The 18,178-nt window shown below is 52.4% G+C and carries 18 protein-coding genes and 1 riboswitch; of the genes, 14 read left to right on the forward strand and 4 right to left on the reverse strand.

Annotated features, from left to right (window positions below; genetic code table 11):
- Positions 1–3 precede the first annotated feature (3 nt).
- Complete coding sequence (gene proX / locus DP_RS01045; RefSeq protein WP_011187453.1) at positions 4–1,050, forward strand: glycine betaine/L-proline ABC transporter substrate-binding protein ProX; 1,047 nt, start codon at positions 4–6, stop codon at positions 1,048–1,050.
- 156 nt (positions 1,051–1,206) lie between these two features.
- Positions 1,207–1,680, forward strand: coding sequence for a MarR family winged helix-turn-helix transcriptional regulator (locus DP_RS01050; RefSeq protein ID WP_011187454.1), 474 nt, complete (start codon positions 1,207–1,209; stop codon positions 1,678–1,680).
- A 120-nt stretch (positions 1,681–1,800) separates the two neighbouring features.
- Here the strand turns inward: DP_RS01050 and DP_RS01055 are convergent, their stop codons facing one another.
- The 4 genes from DP_RS01055 to DP_RS01065 form a co-directional block, all read right to left on the reverse strand.
- Complete coding sequence (locus DP_RS01055; RefSeq protein WP_011187455.1) at positions 1,801–3,051, reverse strand: mechanosensitive ion channel family protein; 1,251 nt, start codon at positions 3,049–3,051, stop codon at positions 1,801–1,803.
- Positions 3,052–3,314: 263 nt separating this feature from the next.
- Complete coding sequence (gene cobI, locus DP_RS01060) at positions 3,315–3,962, reverse strand: precorrin-2 C(20)-methyltransferase (protein WP_011187456.1); 648 nt, start codon at positions 3,960–3,962, stop codon at positions 3,315–3,317.
- Positions 3,890–4,045 (reverse strand): SAM-dependent methyltransferase, encoded by a 156-nt coding sequence (locus DP_RS19070; protein WP_083818919.1) that lies wholly within the window; start codon positions 4,043–4,045, stop codon positions 3,890–3,892. Before DP_RS19070 ends, cobI begins: the two co-directional genes overlap by 73 nt.
- 120 nt (positions 4,046–4,165) lie before the next feature.
- On the reverse strand, positions 4,166–5,149 hold the full coding sequence (locus DP_RS01065; RefSeq protein ID WP_041277465.1) for a sirohydrochlorin cobaltochelatase: 984 nt from the start codon (positions 5,147–5,149) through the stop codon (positions 4,166–4,168).
- A gap of 144 nt (positions 5,150–5,293) precedes the next feature.
- A riboswitch (cobalamin riboswitch) is annotated at positions 5,294–5,488 on the reverse strand.
- A 182-nt stretch (positions 5,489–5,670) separates the two neighbouring features.
- On the opposite strand from DP_RS01065, the gene DP_RS01075 reads away from it, so the two are divergent.
- From DP_RS01075 to DP_RS01135, 12 genes are all read left to right on the forward strand, one after another.
- A complete protein-coding gene (locus tag DP_RS01075; protein ID WP_011187459.1) occupies positions 5,671–6,627 on the forward strand; it encodes a hypothetical protein in 957 nt (318 codons plus the stop codon).
- 20 nt (positions 6,628–6,647) lie between these two features.
- A complete protein-coding gene (locus DP_RS01080) occupies positions 6,648–7,688 on the forward strand; it encodes a FecCD family ABC transporter permease (protein WP_011187460.1) in 1,041 nt (346 codons plus the stop codon).
- On the forward strand, positions 7,678–8,472 hold the full coding sequence (locus tag DP_RS01085) for an ABC transporter ATP-binding protein (RefSeq protein ID WP_041277467.1): 795 nt from the start codon (positions 7,678–7,680) through the stop codon (positions 8,470–8,472). The genes DP_RS01080 and DP_RS01085 overlap by 11 nt, the downstream gene beginning before the upstream one ends.
- On the forward strand, positions 8,469–9,368 hold the full coding sequence (locus tag DP_RS01090) for an ABC transporter substrate-binding protein (protein ID WP_011187462.1): 900 nt from the start codon (positions 8,469–8,471) through the stop codon (positions 9,366–9,368). The genes DP_RS01085 and DP_RS01090 overlap by 4 nt, the downstream gene beginning before the upstream one ends.
- The gene (locus tag DP_RS01095; RefSeq protein WP_041277468.1) at positions 9,358–10,746 is read left to right on the forward strand and encodes a cobyrinate a,c-diamide synthase; all 1,389 of its coding nucleotides are present in this window, start codon (positions 9,358–9,360) and stop codon (positions 10,744–10,746) included. The genes DP_RS01090 and DP_RS01095 overlap by 11 nt, the downstream gene beginning before the upstream one ends.
- The gene (locus DP_RS01100) at positions 10,722–11,354 is read left to right on the forward strand and encodes a precorrin-8X methylmutase (RefSeq protein ID WP_011187464.1); all 633 of its coding nucleotides are present in this window, start codon (positions 10,722–10,724) and stop codon (positions 11,352–11,354) included. Before DP_RS01095 ends, DP_RS01100 begins: the two co-directional genes overlap by 25 nt.
- A complete protein-coding gene (locus DP_RS01105; RefSeq protein WP_011187465.1) occupies positions 11,351–12,439 on the forward strand; it encodes a cobalt-precorrin-5B (C(1))-methyltransferase in 1,089 nt (362 codons plus the stop codon). Before DP_RS01100 ends, DP_RS01105 begins: the two co-directional genes overlap by 4 nt.
- Complete coding sequence (locus DP_RS01110) at positions 12,432–13,640, forward strand: bifunctional cobalt-precorrin-7 (C(5))-methyltransferase/cobalt-precorrin-6B (C(15))-methyltransferase (RefSeq protein ID WP_011187466.1); 1,209 nt, start codon at positions 12,432–12,434, stop codon at positions 13,638–13,640. Before DP_RS01105 ends, DP_RS01110 begins: the two co-directional genes overlap by 8 nt.
- Positions 13,637–14,410, forward strand: coding sequence for a precorrin-4 C(11)-methyltransferase (gene cobM, locus DP_RS01115; RefSeq protein WP_011187467.1), 774 nt, complete (start codon positions 13,637–13,639; stop codon positions 14,408–14,410). The genes DP_RS01110 and cobM overlap by 4 nt, the downstream gene beginning before the upstream one ends.
- A complete protein-coding gene (locus DP_RS17250) occupies positions 14,407–15,411 on the forward strand; it encodes a cobalt-precorrin 5A hydrolase (RefSeq protein WP_011187468.1) in 1,005 nt (334 codons plus the stop codon). The genes cobM and DP_RS17250 overlap by 4 nt, the downstream gene beginning before the upstream one ends.
- A complete protein-coding gene (cobJ, locus tag DP_RS01125; RefSeq protein WP_011187469.1) occupies positions 15,333–16,103 on the forward strand; it encodes a precorrin-3B C(17)-methyltransferase in 771 nt (256 codons plus the stop codon). Before DP_RS17250 ends, cobJ begins: the two co-directional genes overlap by 79 nt.
- A gap of 574 nt (positions 16,104–16,677) precedes the next feature.
- Positions 16,678–17,715 carry an SEL1-like repeat protein gene (locus DP_RS01135; RefSeq protein ID WP_049784973.1) on the forward strand — a complete coding sequence of 346 codons (1,038 nt, stop codon included), beginning with the start codon at positions 16,678–16,680 and terminating at the stop codon, positions 17,713–17,715.
- Positions 17,716–18,178 lie beyond the last annotated feature (463 nt).

Genomic DNA, 18,178 nt, shown 5'->3' on the forward strand with positions numbered 1-18,178 from the left:
GGAATGCTAAAAAAAATGATCTGTGGAACCCTCATTGTTTCCGCCATGAGCCTTACAGCCCTTACCACCAGCAGCGCCAGCACCGCCAACACAGAACTTCCAGGCGAGGGTATTAGAGTACAACCAGCCAGAGCTTCCTGGAATACAGGTTTCTTTCAAGAGGCACTGGTACGCAAGGGCCTCTCCGAACTAGGATACAAGGTGAAAAAGCCTAAGGATCTCTCACCACCAATTTTTTATAAATCCGTTACTCTGGGTGATATAGATTATTGGACCAATGGTTGGTTTCCCATGCACGATGCTCAACTTCCCAAAAACTTTGAAGAAAAGGCCCAAAAGGTTGGCTATGTAATCAAGGCTGGAGGTATGCAGGGCTATATGGTTTCCAAAAAAGAAGCTGACAAATTTGGTATCACCTCCCTGGCCGACTTCAAACGTGAAGAGGTCAAAAAAGCCTTTGATAAAAACAACAACGGCAAGGCAGATCTTGTTGCCTGTCCCGGTGGCTGGGCCTGTGAAAAGATCATTGATCACCATCTCGATGTCTATGGATTAGAGGATGATGTCACTCCCATCAAAGCTTCTTATGAAGCAGCCATGGCAGGTGCACTTGCCGAGTATCGCAACGATGAGCCCGTATTCTTCTACACCTGGGCCCCCAACTGGACCATTTTCAAGATGAAGCCCGGCAAGGATGTTGTCTGGATTAATGTACCGGAGATAAAACCCACCGAGGCCCAAAAATCGGCTGCTGAACGAATGACCGCTGAAAATATTGACGGGGCCGTCTCCAATCCTATCAAGCTCGGCTTTGTGGTCTCCGATGTGCAGATTGTGGCAAATAAAAAATTTCTTGCCAAAAACCCTGCAGCCAAACGTTTCTTTGAAGTTTTCACCCTGCCTCTCAGCGACATTAATGAGCAAAACACCCGAATGAACGAGGGTGAAAAGAGCAGGAAAGATATTAATCGTCACGCCGACGAGTGGATTGCCAAGCATACAACCCTATGGAACTCATGGCTTAATGAGGCTCGTAAAGCAGTCCAGTAGACTGTTTTTCTTGTACGCTTGGAACAGACAGGCTATGGTGTGCCAAATTTCAGTGGTTTTTGAAAAAATTTGGTGTTGGTGTCGCCTCCCCTTGAACTATAAGGGCAAGCAAGGTGGATAATAAGAGAAAAAACTATCTATATTTCAGGAGAGGATATGGAGAGTAGTCATGCTAAAATACATAATGTAATCCAGAAGTTACGGGTTATATTCAAGGCCACCCAGGCCCACTCAAAGTATGTGGAGAAGCTCTGCGGACTTAGCAGTGCAAAGTTATGGATGTTGCATGAGGTTGCCACATCTCCCGGTCTCAAAGTCTCACAACTTGCCTCCGTGCTCTCAATCCACCCCTCAACCTGTTCTAATATGCTGGACAAACTGGAGGAGCAGGAGCTGATCTCCCGTGATCGCAGCAAGAAAGATCAGCGCTCTGTCCACCTCTATGTGACTGAGCAGGGCAAGATCCTCCTGGCCAGGGCACCTCAACCTCCTCAGGGGAAACTTACCAGTGCTCTAAAGGAGTTACCCTTTGAGCACCTCACCACCCTGGATGATGAGTTGACCCACCTTGTCTCTGTTCTGGATGTACCCGGCGATAAGGTTGGCCTTACCCCCATTGCCAACGAGTAGTGTTCATTCCATGCAGATCAGCCGATCTGCATGGATTCCTCTCCCCCCGCCTTGTTCACCGCTAAAGCAAAATAAAATACTAGCAACAAAGAAGCTCGATTATTTCTGCGAGAGAAACGGTTAACGCACGATCTTTTCGAAATCGGCTCCCGTTGGATTTTGAAACACCCTCAAACCAAAGGTCGGCATGACCGAGAGGACATGCTCAAAGATCTCTGCCTGAATGGCCTCGTAATTTGCCCACTCCTGATCATTACTGAAAACATAAATCTCAATGGGCAAGCCCGGGGCTCCCGGATCAAGATGTCTCACCAAAAAGGTCATGTCCTGATGAACCTTGGGATGGGCATGCAGATAGGCCTCCAGATAGGCCCTGAAGGTACCAATATTGGTAAGGCTTTTCCCATCGGCCAGGGCATCCAGATCGACATTGTCCGCTTCCAGGCTCATCTTCATCTCTTTAAGCTTTTGCCCCATATAGTCCTGCAGAAGATCAACCTTCATAAAGGCCTCCAGCTCCTGCTCTGAAGAAAACTTAATAGTGTTCATATCTATGGAGATGGAGCGCTTAATCCGGCGCCCGCCCGACTCAGTCATTCCCCGCCAGTTAATAAACGATTCACTGGTCAAAAGATGGGTGGGAATGGTAGTGATGGTTTTATCCCAGTTTCTCACCTTAACGGTATTCAAGTTTATCTCAACAACATCACCGTTGGCACCGCGACTGGGCATATCCAGCCAATCATCGAGACGCAACATATCGTTTGCCGTAATCTGCACCCCAGCCACAAGGCCAAGGATAGAATCCTTAAAGACCAAAAGAATAATGGCCATCATTCCACCCATGCCAAGAAAAAGCCCCCCAAGGGCCCTGTCCAGAACAACCGAGACAGAGGCTACGGCGGCCAAGACCCAGACAATGATTTGCAAGACCTGGATATAGCTATTAATTGGCCGTAACCTAGCCATCTTATATGTCTGATAGATATCAACCACAGCGGCGAGAAGGCCATGGACGATAAGGGCACAGGTCAGAATAAAGTAGAGGAAATTAATCTTATAGATAAAAAGCAAAAGACCTGAATAGTCCTCCGCAGGGAAGAGCAGTTTTGAACCAATGCTGATAATAACAATTGGCACCAGATGAGACAAGCGGCGGAAGACGCCCCTCTTATACATAATACTATCCCAGCGATACTTCGTCCTATTAACAATTTTGCTGACATAATTAGAAATAATTTTTTTGCTCAGGTAATTTGCCGCCACAGCAACCAAGGAAAGGGCCAGAAGAAGAAGAACAGTAGCGATACTCTTAGCCACTCCCTCATCCAAAACAACTACCTGAATCCAGCTCATAACAATATTAAGCATCTGTTAACTCCATACTGTGGTTTCTATTTTTCCTGCCCATAGCCAAGGAGGATTCATCTATTTGCGCCTAGCTGCTACCGGCAGAGTACCCAGTAAAGGGCAAAGGCCTGCAAGCCTTTTACAGATAAGGATATCACAGTGAGTCCATATCTTAACAGGAAGATTTCCTCCCAACGCTCAGCAGACGAGGTCCGGCCAGGATTTAGAGCAAAGATGAAAATAACGACCTGACCTCACCGGCAGAGGCGAGGTCAGAGAAAAAGCTAGGGCCGGTTTTTACGCACCAGCAGGGTTGAAAAATAGTGGAGATCTTCGCTGAGAGCAGCACGAACATCGTGCCAGATGCGTTCATTGCCACAGCTGGTGCGTTCCACCAGAACGGCATTTTCAAGCATACCCAAAGATTCGAGAAGCTCAACAATACGGGGAAGGACACGATAAACCTTCATGAAGACCGCCACATCAACCTGCTGAAGGAGGGAGGCGATTTTCTCGTCTTCAAAGGTTGCAGGCAAGACAACCAAGCGCTCATCGCCCAGACAGAGGGGCATATTGGCACTGGCCGCCGAAGCTCCCACCGAAGAGACACCGGGAATAACCTCTACCCTGCCCGCCCAACCACAGGCAGCAAGGGCCTCGTAAACATAAAAGCCGGTACTGTAGATGGCAGGGTCACCGAGAGTAGGAAAGGCAACGTCTTCGCCTGCATCCAATCGTTGGATAATGGCCCTGGCCGCCTCTTCCCAGGCAGAGGCAAGTTCTCCATCAACCTCTTGAGCACGACGGACATGCTTCATGGGAAAGCGATGAGTGAGGATGTTTTTTGCTGCCACCTCGATCACCCCTGCCGCAATGGCCAGGGCCGTACTCTCACCCTCGTCATGGGCCTTGGGCGCAACCAGGTGGTGCATTTTTCTAATATTCGAACTGCCTTCAGGGTGAGTAGCTCGGGATCACCCGGGCCAACACCAACTACATACAATACACCTTTCATCGCCACATCCTCTTCTCGAAAAACCTGGGAATTTATTCTCCTGGCCTCTTCTACTCAACAAAAAAAAACGACAGGGACTGGCCCTGCCGTGCAACACTCTTCAAAAAAACCTAAAAAACTCTACCGAACCTGCAAATTATGCATTTTGGCCGTATCGGCAATGTGCTCAACAAAAATCCGGGCAAATTTATCGTTCTCACCCAGGCCGTGCAGGACGGTTTCCACCTTAAATCCCTTCTCGAGAAGAATTGATTTCCACGAGTCTGTCTCGGCACCAGCCATATCGTTTCTGGCATGGTCACCTGCCACAATCATAAAGGGTTTAAGAACTACCTTCTTAATGCCAGCCCGCTGAAGCTTGGCCACCACGTCATCAAGGGTCGGTTGACCTTCGACAACACCAAGAATCGTTGTTACCTGAGGATAAGCCTTGTTCATGGCATTTTCCACCTCGGCATAGATACCAGTTGACCAGTGCTCGTTGCCATGTCCCATATAGATAAGGGCAGCACCCTCTTTTTGAGCCAGGGCCACATCAGCTGCCAGGGTAGCAATCGCCTTGGCCACATCCTCGTGATAGCTATATATATCACCCGGCATACCAAGGGCAGGACGACCCATAAACACAGCGTCATAGGGACGCCATTTGCTCTTCATGGTCTGGATGGAGGCCAGAGCACTCACATATTGACTGAGATCATGGCTCTGCTCCATATAGAACATATGGGTGGGTTGAACAATGATATTTCGATAACCATCCTCACGCAGATCGCCAAAGACAGAGATGATATTCTCCACATAGAGGACCTCCTTAGGAATGCCCATGCTCAACCACTTCTGTGGATTTTCCTGACGCTTTTTCCAGACCTTACGGATAATATTGGAGGTAAAACAGATACGTACCTCTGTGTTGGGGTAGGCTTTCCGTACACCATCAACAATATTAAGGATTGCCGGAAGACCCTCGGGCACGGTGGTGCCAAAACCGGCAACAATGATTGCCGTTTTAGCCTCGGCCTTTGCCGGTGAAGCCTGAGAGAGGGATGAAAAGATAAAGAGAGAGAGAAACAGAGCTAGAGCAGACAGACGAATTTTTTGTAACATGGATTCTCCTCCTGTCGGATGCAGCAAACACAGCCAACAGATGCAACTAAAAGTCCGGGAGAACAGAGCCCTCCGGACGAAAATCGACCGGGGAAGTCCCTAACTTTCCTCGTATCCTCTGGCATCACTCCTGTCCACGAAGCATACCAAAACTTGTTGCAGGCAGGTCTTCTGACTTCTGGATCATCCTTCTTCTGCGCCTTCCCAAACAAACGTTCAGTGACATAATGCAGAAGTTGTCCCCAGTTACAGCGGCGGGCCCGTTCCTGAATTCCACAGGATTCCCTATTAAGCTAAACCTTTTACCACAGGCAAAGCACCTGAAACACCTTGGCAGAAGACAGTATACACCCGCAAAAGTCAAGAATGTTCTACCCGACCAAGCGCCCATTTCTTCCTCCATCAAGAACAAGACAATACTAGGACTTGCGGTGAGGGAAATAAAATTTTATCTTCCTCCTGAAGCAAAAAGAGAACACTTATCAATCAGCCCATAAGCGGGCATAGGAAGGTAGTAATAGATGGACACATCTTTTTTATATACACTTTGGCAGGGAATTCTCTGGCCAGTGCTCCGTATCTGCTTTTTTGTCAGCCTCGGACTGGTGGCAGCCAATCTTATCGAATCACTGGCCTGGTCACGGAGGATCACCCGATTAGCCGCCCCCCTAACCCGCTTGGCCCATCTCTCCTCCAGCACGGCGGCAGGTTTTTCCTTGGCCTTTGTCTCCGGAGTCTCGGCCAACAGCCTATTGGCCGAAGCCTATGGTAACGGGAAAATAGCCAAAAAGGAGTTAGTTCTGGCCAACCTACTCAACTCCCTGCCACGCTTTTTTCTTCACCTGCCCACAGTCTTCTTTCTCACCCTGCCCTTTATCCATGGGACAGCATTCACCTATGTGGGCCTGACCTTTATTGCGTCCCTACTACAAACTGCCTGCGTTGTCGGCTGTGGACGCCTCCTCCTCAACAAACCTGCGCAGGCGATAGAGGTAAAGGCCCAAGAGGAAAAGCAAACGGATTGGGGCAAGTGGTTACCGAAAATGGTAAAAAGGCTGCGACGCAGGTTAAAGAGGCTTCTTCTCTTTATGCTTCCCATCTATATAGCCTTTTATCTCCTGGCTAAATACGGCATCTGGGCCAGCATCAAAGAGCTCATTGTCCAACTGCCACTGCTCTCCCACCTGCCGGCCGAGAGTCTCACCATCATCATCCTCCATGTAACCGCAGAATTTTCCGCAGGTCTTGCCGCCGCAAGTGTTATAATGGCGGAAAACAGTCTCTCCGGGCAGCAAATTGTCCTAGCCCTGATGATAGGTAATCTGCTGGCCACCCCGGTACGGGCCCTGCGCCACCAGCTCCCCTATTATAGTGGCATCTATCCTCTGCGAATTGCCATTGAGCTGATTTTAGCCAGCCAGATTCTCCGGGCCAGCTGTATTATCCTCGTTACCATCATCTACTACAGCTGGGTATAGCCTACACTTAAGGATATTTCATGCCTCACCCCTTTTCGGCCAAAGGCCCACTCCTCCCCCTGATCCTGATCCTGCTGGCACTGCTCTGCATGGTCGGCTCGGCGGGTATGGGCTATATCAATATCTCTGCCAGCGATATCATCCATATCATCGCCAGCAAAATAAGCGGAGATAGCACCCTGCTGACCGGCATAGAGCCCAGTCTCCCCTATGTGATCATGGACATCCGCCTGCCTCGCATCCTCTGCGCCTTTCTGGTAGGGGCGGGCCTTGCCATCAGCGGAGTCATCTATCAGGGCATCCTCCTGAACCCCCTCGCAGACCCCTACACCCTGGGAGTCTCCTCGGGAGCGGCCTTCGGCGCAGCCCTGGCCCTTTTGGCCAACATGGCCCTTTTGCCTCTATCACTACCACTCTGCGCCTTCGGCGGGGCTCTCATCACCCTCTTTATCGTTATCCGCCTCTCCTCCTTTGGCGGCCAGATATCAGCGGGCACCCTGATCCTCTCCGGGGTCATTATCGGGGCCATCCTCTCGGCAGGAATAAGCTTTATCAAGTACCTGGCCGATGAGCAGGTAAGCGCCATCATCTTCTGGCTCATGGGCAGCTTTGTGGCCCGAGGCTGGTCCGATGTAGCCGTGATCCTGGCCAGTCTGGTGCCTGGCCTTGCCATCGCCCTCTACTACAGTCGGGATCTCAATATCATTGCCACCGGCAACCGGGCCTCGGCAAGCCTGGGGGTGGAGACAGCACGGGTGCGCAAGATCCTTCTCATCACCGCCTCCCTAATCACCGCTGTCTGTGTCAGCGCCACCGGTATCATCGGCTTTATCGGCCTTATCGTCCCCCACCTGATGCGAATCGTGGTCGGGCCCGACAATCGCAAGCTCCTGCCCGTCTCCTTTTTAGCAGGCGGCATCCTCCTTCTGGTGGCAGATACCGTCACCCGGGCAGTTCTACCAGTGGAAATCCCCATAGGCATTCTCACCGCCCTGATTGGCGGCCCCGTATTCTGCCTCATCTTTAGAAAACGACAGCGGGGACTACGCTATGGAAACTAACAGCAGATTTATTCTCGAAAACGTCAGCTATGCCCATGGCCCCAACAGGGCAGTGGATGATATCAGCCTCCGTCTGGAGGCGGGCAAGTTTTATGGCTTTGTCGGCCCCAATGGCTGTGGCAAGACCACCCTTTTGGATCTGCTCTGCGGCTACAGAACCCCGGATCAGGGCAGGATCCTCCTCGATGGCAAAAAGATTGGTGCCTACCCCCGCAAGGAACTTGCCAAAAAAATCGCCCTGGCCCCCCAGGAATTTCAGCTGGGACTGGGTTTTAGCGTCGAAGAGGTGGTAATGATGGGGCGACATCCCCATATTCCCCGCTTTGCCTCCCCCAGTAAAGAGGATTGGCAAGAGGTGGACTGGGCCATCAGCTGCATCGGCCTCCAGGAGTTGCGCCACAAAAACAGCAGCGACCTCTCCGGTGGACAAAAACAGCGGGTCATCGTCGCCAGAGCCCTGGCCCAAAAGGCTGAAACCCTCCTCTTTGACGAGGCCACAGCCAATCTCGACATCCAGTACTCACTACAAATATTCAACCTGGCCCGTCGTCATATCAAGGACGGCAACAACACAGTAATTGCCGTCCTCCATGACATGAACCTGGCAGCGGCCTACTGTGATGAAGTACTCTTCCTGCAGGAGGGTAGAGTACACAGCTTTGGCCCCACCGCCCGAACCATGACCGCCGAAAACATCCGCCAGGTTTTTCAGGTGGAGGCCCGGGTAGGCGCTGACCTCTACCAACAACCACACCAAATTTCCCTTAACTATAAGAGAACATGAAAAATAAATTTTCCATCCTCCTCCTCTGCACCCTCTTCACAGCTACCGCCCTACAGGCAAGCGTAAATGAGGCTCGGCCAGATCCCATCTATAAACGGATCATATCTCTCTACCCTGCCCATACCGAGAATCTGGTGAGTATGGGGGCTACGGAGAGTATCATCGGTATCTCCCGTAGTGACACCTATCCGGCTGCAATCCTTGACAGGCCACGCTTCAGCTATAGAGAGGATCCCGAAAAATTTATTGCGGCCAAACCTGACCTGGTCCTTATCCGACCCATGATCGCCCGCGCCTATCCCCTCTTTGTCCAAAAATTGGAAGAGGCAGGCATCCGGGTAATCTCCCTCCAACCCCAGTCGGTGGACGAGCTCTACAGCTACTGGCAGGATTTGGGCAAACTGGCAGGCAAACAGGCCCAGGCAGGGGCCATGCTCAACCTCTTTCAAGAGAGGCTCCGTCTCTTTAAGGAGCAGCTGGCCCTTATCCCGCAGAAAGAGCGACCGAGGGTCTACTTTGAGTCCATCCATAGGCGGATGAAGACCTTTGCCCCTGGTTCCATTGCCCTCTTTGCCATGAAAGAGGCGGGAGGAATCAATATTGCCTGCGATGCAGCCCAGGTACGCAGCACCAATATTGCCGATTATGGCAAGGAGCATATCCTGGCCAAGGCTGGACAAATCGACGTCTACCTGGCCCAACAGGGAAGAATGAACCCCGTCGAACGGGCAACCATTACAGCTGAACCCGCCTTTGCCGCCATTAAGGCCGTGCAGAATGATCGGGTCTATCTGATCAAGGAGGAGATTATCTCCCGCCCCACCATGAGAATCCTGCTGGGAATTGCGGAAATCCACCGCCTCCTCTACCCTCAGGAGAACGTCAATGCCCAGTAATACTCCGGCAATCATCATTGCCGGCACCCATAGCGGTTCCGGCAAGACCACCATCACCCTAGGTATCATGGCAGCCCTGAAGGCCCGGGGAATGCGAGTCCAGCCCTTTAAATCCGGCCCAGATTTTATCGACCCCAGCCTGCACCGGCTGGTCACCGGCAGGATCTCCCGCAACCTTGATCTCTATATGATGGAGAAGGAGTTCTGTCGGCGCTCCTTTGCCAAACAGGCGACTCAGGCCGATATCAGCATTATTGAAGGGGTTATGGGAATGTTTGATGGCGACCGGGGATCAAGCCATACCCTGGGAGAGTTCCTCGATATTCCCTCGATCCTGGTTATAGATGCCCGCGCCATGGCCCAGAGCGCCGCCGCCATCGTCCGCGGCTTTGAGAGTATGGCAGGGGGCAGACTCATCGGAGTCATTGCCAACAATATTGCCAGTCCGCGCCATCTGCAGCTGGTGCGCGAGGCAATAGAGACACACTGTCAGGCAAGATTTCTCGGCTATCTGCCCCGCAACCTTGACTTCACCATCCCCAGCCGCCATCTCGGTCTCCATCTGGCCGAGGACAATCCCATCCCAGAAACTGCCATTGCCCAGCTAGCGGCAACTGTTGAGGCCCATATTGACCTCGAGGCCCTCCTCCTCTGCGCTGGCGAACAGGCACCCAAAAAGCAGGTGACGCAAAAAAAGGCTCCGCCAGAAAGGATTCGCATTGCCGTGGCCAGGGATCGGGCCTTCTGCTTCTACTACGAGGACAATCTCGATGCCCTAAGGCAGGCAGGTGCAGAAATTATTCCCTTCAGCCCCCTCACTGACCAGAAGCTGCCAATGGATATTGCCGGCATCTATCTGGGCGGCGGTTACCCCGAACTCTATGGGAAAGAGCTCAGTGAAAATAGAGCAATGCGAGAGGCCATCGCTGAAACCATAGAGACGGGAATGCCCGTCTATGCTGAATGTGGCGGCTTTATGTATCTGACCCGAGGCATTGAGGACGGGGATCTCTTCCACCCCCTTGTCGGCATCTTTCCCACTCGGGCCAGGATGAAGAAGAGCCGGGCAAGCCTAGGCTACCGTGAAATCCACCTGAGGGAGTCCTGTCTCCTCGGCCCTGCCGGCCTGGCGGCCCGAGGGCATGAATTTCACTATTCAACCATTGAAGAAATGGCAACAGGTACTAATGTAGGGATCACTGATATTTACAGGGTGGATAGAGGTGGCAGTGGTTACCTGCACAAGAACTGTTTAGCCAGCTATATCCACCTCCACTTTGGTTCAAACCAGGCACTTGCTGAAAACTTTGTCCAGTTCTGCCAGGAAAATTTTGACAGATTAAGGAAAAAACCATGTCCGTCACCATCCAAAAAATAGGGCCCACCGAGATCGAAGCCGAGAGTTTTCGTATTATAGAGAGTGAAATCGGCGAGCACGGTCTTGACCCACAAACCTGGGCCATCACCCGCCGGGTGATCCATGCCACCGCAGATTTTGCCTTCCGCGACAATCTTAAGTTTCATCCCCAAGCCATAGAACGGGGCATCGCTGCCATCCGGGCTGGCAAAAACATCCTCACCGATGTCAATATGACGGCCATCGGCATCAGCAAGGGACTCCTCGGCCATTTTGGCGGCACGGTAAGTTGCGGGGTGGCCGATCCTGCTATTGCCATCCGGGCCAAAGAACTGGGTAAGACCCGCTCTCAAACAGCCATCAGCGAAGGCCTCAACGAAGATGTCGGCATCATCGCCATCGGCAATGCCCCCACGGCCCTCCTCCAAATCATGAAGATTCTGAAAGAACGGCCGGAACTGAACCCCCTAATCATCGGGGTCCCCGTAGGCTTTGTCAATGCGGCTGAATCAAAGGCCCTGCTCGCCGAGAGCCCCCATCTTTATATCACCAGCCTGGGACGCAAGGGAGGCAGTCCGGTGGCCGCATCCATCACCAATGCCCTGCTCCATCTGGCAAAAGAGCTATGAGCAAAGCCTACAAACGGCCGCTACGAAGTGGCTATACCACTGGGGCCTGTGCCGCCGCTGTGGCCAAGGGGGCTACCATCCTCCTCCTCAGCGGAGAGGCCCCTGAGAAGGTGGAGATCCCCTTCCCCGATGGAAGCAGACACAGTTTTTGTCTCTCGCAGCAGGATGGCACCGGCGCCTGCATGGGCACCATCAAGGATGCAGGAGACGACCCCGATGTAACCAATGGCGCCCTTATTCTAGCCACAGCCAGCTGGGAGGGCGAGGACGGCCCCACCTGCGTGCATCTGACGGAGATCAGACTCTGTGGTGGCGATGGCGTGGGTCAGGTCAGCAAAAGAGGCCTGTCCATTGCCCCGGGAGAACCTGCCATCAACCCCGTGCCACGGCAGATGATAGAGGCAGCGGTGGCCGAGGCCCTCAGCCAACATGAGAAGAGAAAGCTGACCATCACCATCTCGGTACCGCAAGGCCTCGAACTTGCCGAAAAGACCCTGAACCACCGACTCGGGATAGTGAACGGCATCTCTATTCTAGGAACCACTGGCATTGTCCGCCCCATCTCCGCCTCGGCCTGGAAGGCAACCATCTCAGCCTGCATGGATGTGGCCCGCAGTGCCGGACTTGAGCAGATGGTCATCTCCACGGGCCGCACCTCGGAAAAGGGAGCTCAACAGCTACTCGACCTGCCCGAAGAGGCCTATGCCATGATGGGAGATTATCTACAATTCTCTCTGGAAGAGGCTGGCCGTAAAGGATTTAGCACCATTCACTATGCAGGGATGTGGGCCAAGATCATAAAGGCCGCCCTCGAAGTACCCCAGACCCATGTCCGTAACGGAGCCCTGGAGGTAGAGGCCGCCGCACAACTCCTGAAAAAACTGGGGGCAGACGAAGAGCTCTGTAAAAAACTCTTTGCCGCCAACACGGCCCGGGAAATGCTGAGCCATCTCGAAGACGAGGGACGAGACGACCTGGTAAAGGCCGTCTGCCAATATGCTAAAAAATATGCAGAAAAGATCAGCGAAAAAACAGTGCACATCTATCTCATCAACCATAGGGCCGAGGTAATACATTATGAATAAGATCCATGTAATCGGTGTCGGTGCAGACCTTGCCGAACTGCAAAACCTTGCCCCAACCCTAAAGAATATCCAGCTCTTTGTGGCCAGCCCCAAGCACCACCCACTCCTGGCAGGATATGGAGTGAAGTGCCGGGCAATCACTCCCTTAGACGAATGTCTGGAAGAGATCAGAGCGACGGAGGGTGAGGTGGCCGTCCTTGCCAGTGGCGACCCCCTCTTCTACGGCATAGGAGCAAGCCTGCTCCGCCACTTCGGGGAAGAGGATCTCCTCTTTTATCCCGGCCTCTCCTCCATACAAAGGGCCTGTGCCCTGTTCAAGATCCCTTGGCACGATGCCCAGCTTATCAGCCTGCACGGCCGAGAGGCCAATCATATTCCGGGAATGATCCTACCCCATAGGAAGAGCCTGATTCTCACCGATGGCAGAAATTCACCCAACTCCATTGCCAGAGAGATACTCAACTACCTCCTCCTTATTGAAGATAAAGAGCTGACAAAGAGAATTGAGCTCAGGGTTGGAGAAAACCTCGGTACAGAGGAAGAGTGGCTCTTCACGGGTAGCCTGCAAGAGGCGGCGGAGACAAGCTTTGCCCCTCTCAATGTCCTCTGCGTCCTCATTGCCGAGCAGAAAAAGCTCCCATCCCTAGGACTCATCGAGGAGGAGATCTGTCATAGTCGAGGCCTGATCACCAAGAATGAGGTGCGAGCGGCCTCTCTGCATCGCCTCCAGCTCCCTACGAGTGGGGTACTGTGGGATATCGGAGCGGGCAGCGGCTCTGTCTCCATTGAAGCGGCCCGACTCTCCCCCGGTTTGACCATCTACTCCGTCGAGCATAAGGAGGAGGAGATTGCTAATATCAAGGCCAATATCCGCAAGTTTGCCACCTATAACGTCATCCCCATCCTGGGACGGGCAGCAGCCCTTATGGAAAAGCTCCCCCTGCCGGACAGAATCTTTGTCGGTGGCAGTGGCGGCGAGTTGGGGAAGATCATTGAAACAGCCAAGGAGCGGCTACCTGTAGAGGGCCGCATTGTCATCAATGCCGTCCTGAAAAAAACCGCTCTGGAGGCAATGTTTTATCTCCGCGCCCTGGACCTTACCTGTAGTAGCAGCAAAGTCAGCGTCAGTCGCATTGAGACCGACGGCAATATTAATGACTTTAATCCCATAACCATCATCGCTGGGCAAAAAATATCATGAGAGAAGAAAAGCAAACCGTCTATTTTGTCGGGGCAGGACCAGGTGACCCCGAACTGATCACCGTCAAGGGCCAACGCCTCCTGCAGGAGGCAGACCTGATCATCTACACCGGTAGTCTGGTGCCCCGAGCCCTGGTGGAAAACCTGGCGGGGGAGAGCATCAACTCAGCCCCGCTTAACCTCGATGAGGTCTTTACCCTTATCAAAACTGCCCATGCCGAAGGCAAACGAATCGTCCGCCTTCATACCGGCGATTCGGCCATCTTCGGCGCCATAAACGAGCAACTTGCCCTGCTCCGTGCCCATAGCATTCCCTTCCAGGTAATTCCAGGGGTCAGCTCGGCCCTGGCCACAGCGGCGGCTCTGGAGACCCAGCTCACCCTGCCCGAGGTTGCGCAAACGGTAATCTTTACCAGAAGAGCAGGACGTACCCCCGTGCCCGCAGGTGAAGATCTGATCTCTCTGGCCCGGCACGGTTCGACCATGATGATCTTTCTCAGTATCTCCATGATATCCGAGGTTGTAGCAGAACTCCTTGAGGGCGGATATCCTGTCCATACCCCGGCGGCCGTGGTAGAGAAGGCCAGCTGGCCCGAGGAGAGGATCCTCAGGGGAACGCTCACGAACATTGCCCAGCAGGTCAAGGATGCCGGCATCACCAAGACGGCCCTGATTGCCGTGGGCCCGGCCATCAGCCTTGAGGCCCCGGAGATCCTCTCTAAACTCTATGACCGAGGATTTTCACACGAGTACAGACAGGCAAAGCCATGAGAATTGCCATCCTGGCCATCACGGCAGGCGGCAAGAAGCTGGCAACAAATATTGCCATCCGGCTCCCAAACGCCTCGCTTCTAGCGGATGAGGGGAGGGTAGGGGAAAAGTTCAGCCGGCACTGGCAGAGCTTTGATGCCTTTATCTGCATCATGGCCACAGGCATTGCCGTGCGCAGTATTGCCCCCCTGCTGGTGGACAAGGCCCGGGACCCGGCTATCCTCGTTCTTGATGAACTGGGCAGGAATGTGATCAGCCTGGTTTCAGGTCATCTGGGCGGAGCCAACAAACTGGCAGAAGAGGTGGCAGCCCTCACCGGCGGACAGGCTATTATCACCACTGCCTCGGACACCCTGGGACATACGGCCCTGGACCTCTGGGCCAAAGCCCAAGGATTAAGGGCAGAGAGTCGAGAGGCCCTGACCCGGGCAAGTGCCCGTCTGGTAAATGAGGGAGAGCTAAAGATATATGCAGAGATAGCCATCCATAGCCTGCCCCCTGATCTGCACCAGACAGAGACACGGGTGAAGGCCGATATCATCGTCTCCATCTCAACGAAGAGGGAAGAGGGACAGCTCCTCCTCCATCCCCGTTCTCTGGTGCTGGGTAGCGGCTGTAATCGGGGCACCCCCCGGGAAGATTTTGAGGCGGCACTGACCGAGCTCTGCGCGAGTCTCACCATCTCGCCTCTAGCCATAGGAAGGCTCTGTTCAATTGATAAGAAAAATGACGAGATCGGTTTGTTAGAGTTTGCCGCAGCCCATGGCTGGCAGACTGAATTCTTCAGCAAGGCAGAGATAAATCGCCTCACCCATCTACAAACATCGGCAGCCGCCCTTAAGGCTGTTGGCGCCATTGGGGTTGCAGAGCCCTGTGCCCTGCTTGGCGCAAGACAAAACACTTTATTTTGCGGAAAAAGAAAATGGAAAAATATAACAATGGCAATGGCCCAGGCACCCTCTATGTTATCGGAACAGGCCCCGGAGCACGCGACCATATAATCCCGGCGGCCATAGAGGCCATAGAGAGAGCCGATACCATCATCGGCTATAGCACCTATCTGGATCTGATAGAGGAACTACTGGAGGGCAAGGAGGTGATCTCCTCTTCAATGATGAAGGAGGTGGATCGCTGTCGCCTTAGCCTGGAAATGGCCGAGAGCGGCAAGAGCGTAGCCCTGGTCTCCGGCGGTGATGCAGGGATCTATGCCATGGCCGGACTGGTCCTGGAGATGGCCTCCCAGAACGATTTTCAGGCCGAGATCAAGATCATTCCGGGGATTGCCGCAGTCAATGCCTGTGCGGCCCGCCTTGGTGCCCCCCTGATGCATGACTTTGCCGCCATCAGCCTCTCCGACCTCCTCACCCCCTGGGAGACCATTGTGGCACGCCTTGAGGCAACAGCGTCCACCGATTTTGTGGTGGCTCTCTATAACCCCAAATCCAAACGACGCACCGCCCAGATTGCCCAGGCCCGGGAGATCTTCCTCAAACACCGCGACCCTGCCAATGTGGTGGGAATTGTCACCGGGGCCACCCGGGAAAACGAGGTGATCACCCTGACCACCTTGGACAAGATGCTTGAGTGCGAAATCGGCATGCAGTCAACGGTGATCATCGGCAACAGCAAGACCTTTGTCTGGCGGGATAAGATGATTACTCCTCGGGGTTATGGGGAGAAGTATCAGCTCTAGAAAAAACAGCATATCCCCCTCCTCGCCTCCCCCTTTTTTCAAGGGGGAGAGGTCGGGAGGGGGTTTTCTTGGCGAGGCGAGAGCTCTATAGGGGCAAGGATTTCGCGAAATAAATACTTCACCAAGAGCAAGACCTTCCAGATAATAACACCTCCATCCCCCAGCCTCCACGGCCGTCCTTAAAACCTTATTGGTCTCAACCATCCTCTCAAAAGAAGTTCCTAAAGGACAAGCACAAGAAAATGCGCTGCGAGCTCCGCATTCTGGGAAATTAATAAAACTGAGACATTGAATTATTTCATAAAACTTTTGACAAATATGAACCACGTGGAGAGTTTTCTTATCAGAAAATTACAACAATACCTTCTCAACATTTCAGATGAAATGCATGCAGCAATCTCTCACACAGACATTTCTGGTTTGCTCAGTAACAATCTGGTATTCTGTTAAGCCATTTATTATGGGCTGTTGTGCTTTTCACGACTGACCCTGCTTGTTCATCCCCCTTCAATGCACTTACTACACCAACTAAGCCCTTGATTAGTTGTATTATTTTCCAACGAGAGTCTTTTGTATGAAACATAAAATTTTTATCATTGTTTGGCTTTTATTATTTTATTCAACCTCTTCCCATGCAAGCGAAATAGCACAAGAAATTCAAGCCGTAAACGCCGAAACTCAATTTCGACTGGGATCGCTCTACCACAAAAGCACAGCAGATTCAAAAGATCAGCAAAAGGCATTTTCCTGGTTCCAAAAGAGTGCCCGACTGGGACATGCCGGTGCCCAGTACCAACTGGCAGTCATGTATTACCAAGGTAAAGGAACTCTAAAAGACCTAAAAAAGGCATTTACCTGGCTGAAGAAGAGCGCCCAACAAGGAGATGCTTCGGCTCAATATCAACTGGGAATTATGTATTACCAGGGTAAAGGAATGATAAAAGACCCAAAGAGAGCATTTTACTGGCTTGAAAAAAGTGCCCAGCAGGGAGATGGCAATGCTCAATATCAACTGGCAGCCATGTACCACAACGGTGAGGGAACGCCAAGAAGCCCGATACAAGAACTTTCCTGGGTGGAAAAGAGTGCTCGACAAGGACACAGGGCTGCTCAATTTCGACTGGGAGTCATGTATTACAGAGGTGAGGGAACGCCAAAAGACCCGAAGAGGGCATTGCCCTGGGTAGAGAAGAGTGCCCGGCAGGGAAATGCCATGGCTCAATATCAACTGGCAGCCATGTATCACACTGGTAAGGGAACTCTAAAGGATGCTAAGAGAGCATTTTTCTGGTTCAAGAAGAGTGCACGACAGGGACATAGGGCCGCCCAATACCAACTGGGAGACATGTACTACAGGGGTGAGGGAACTCTAAAGGATCAGGAGAGGGCATTTTCCTGGGTGGAGAAGAGTGCCCGGCAAGGAGATAGGGCTGCTCAATATCAACTGGCAGTCATGTACTATCTGGGCAAGGGCACAGCAAAAGACCTGAAGAGGGCATTTTCCTGGTTTGAGAAAAGTGCCAAGCAGGGACATAGGGCTGCCCAACGTCAACTAAGAGTCATGTCTTACAAGGGTGAAGGACAAGTAACTACAGAAGATGGCGGGCTGTGAACTATCAGCTATAGCAGTGGAGTAGCAGGGAGAGATACTAGATGCGAGAAAAAGCGGAGCGGCGAGCTGTCAGTTAAGGGCAAGGGCAAAAAGAAAACAGCAAAAGAAATTAACCACAGAGGTTGGGAGGACACAGAGTGTGTTGGATAAAGAGCAACAACAAGAGGAAGAGCTAGTTAGCCACTACCCAGCGGACACAGAGATTTTTTTAGGTGAAGGGCAGCAGTGAAGCAGAGCGGCGGAGCGCATTGCCTGTATGGAAAAGATGAGAGACAGGGTGGCGGGGTGGAATGTCGGTCGAAACACTCGGTAAACAAAAGATGACTGACAATTTCACACCGATAATGCACGGGTAAAGATGAAACGATTTTATCCGAAGACTTATCCTGTCCTAGCAATTTTTTACTCAGTCATGCATAGCATACGAATTTAGAAGAAAAAACGACCCATGGCTTTATTGCCA

Origin of the sequence: Desulfotalea psychrophila LSv54 (genome assembly GCF_000025945.1) — a bacterium.
GTDB lineage: Bacteria > Desulfobacterota > Desulfobulbia > Desulfobulbales > Desulfocapsaceae > Desulfotalea > Desulfotalea psychrophila.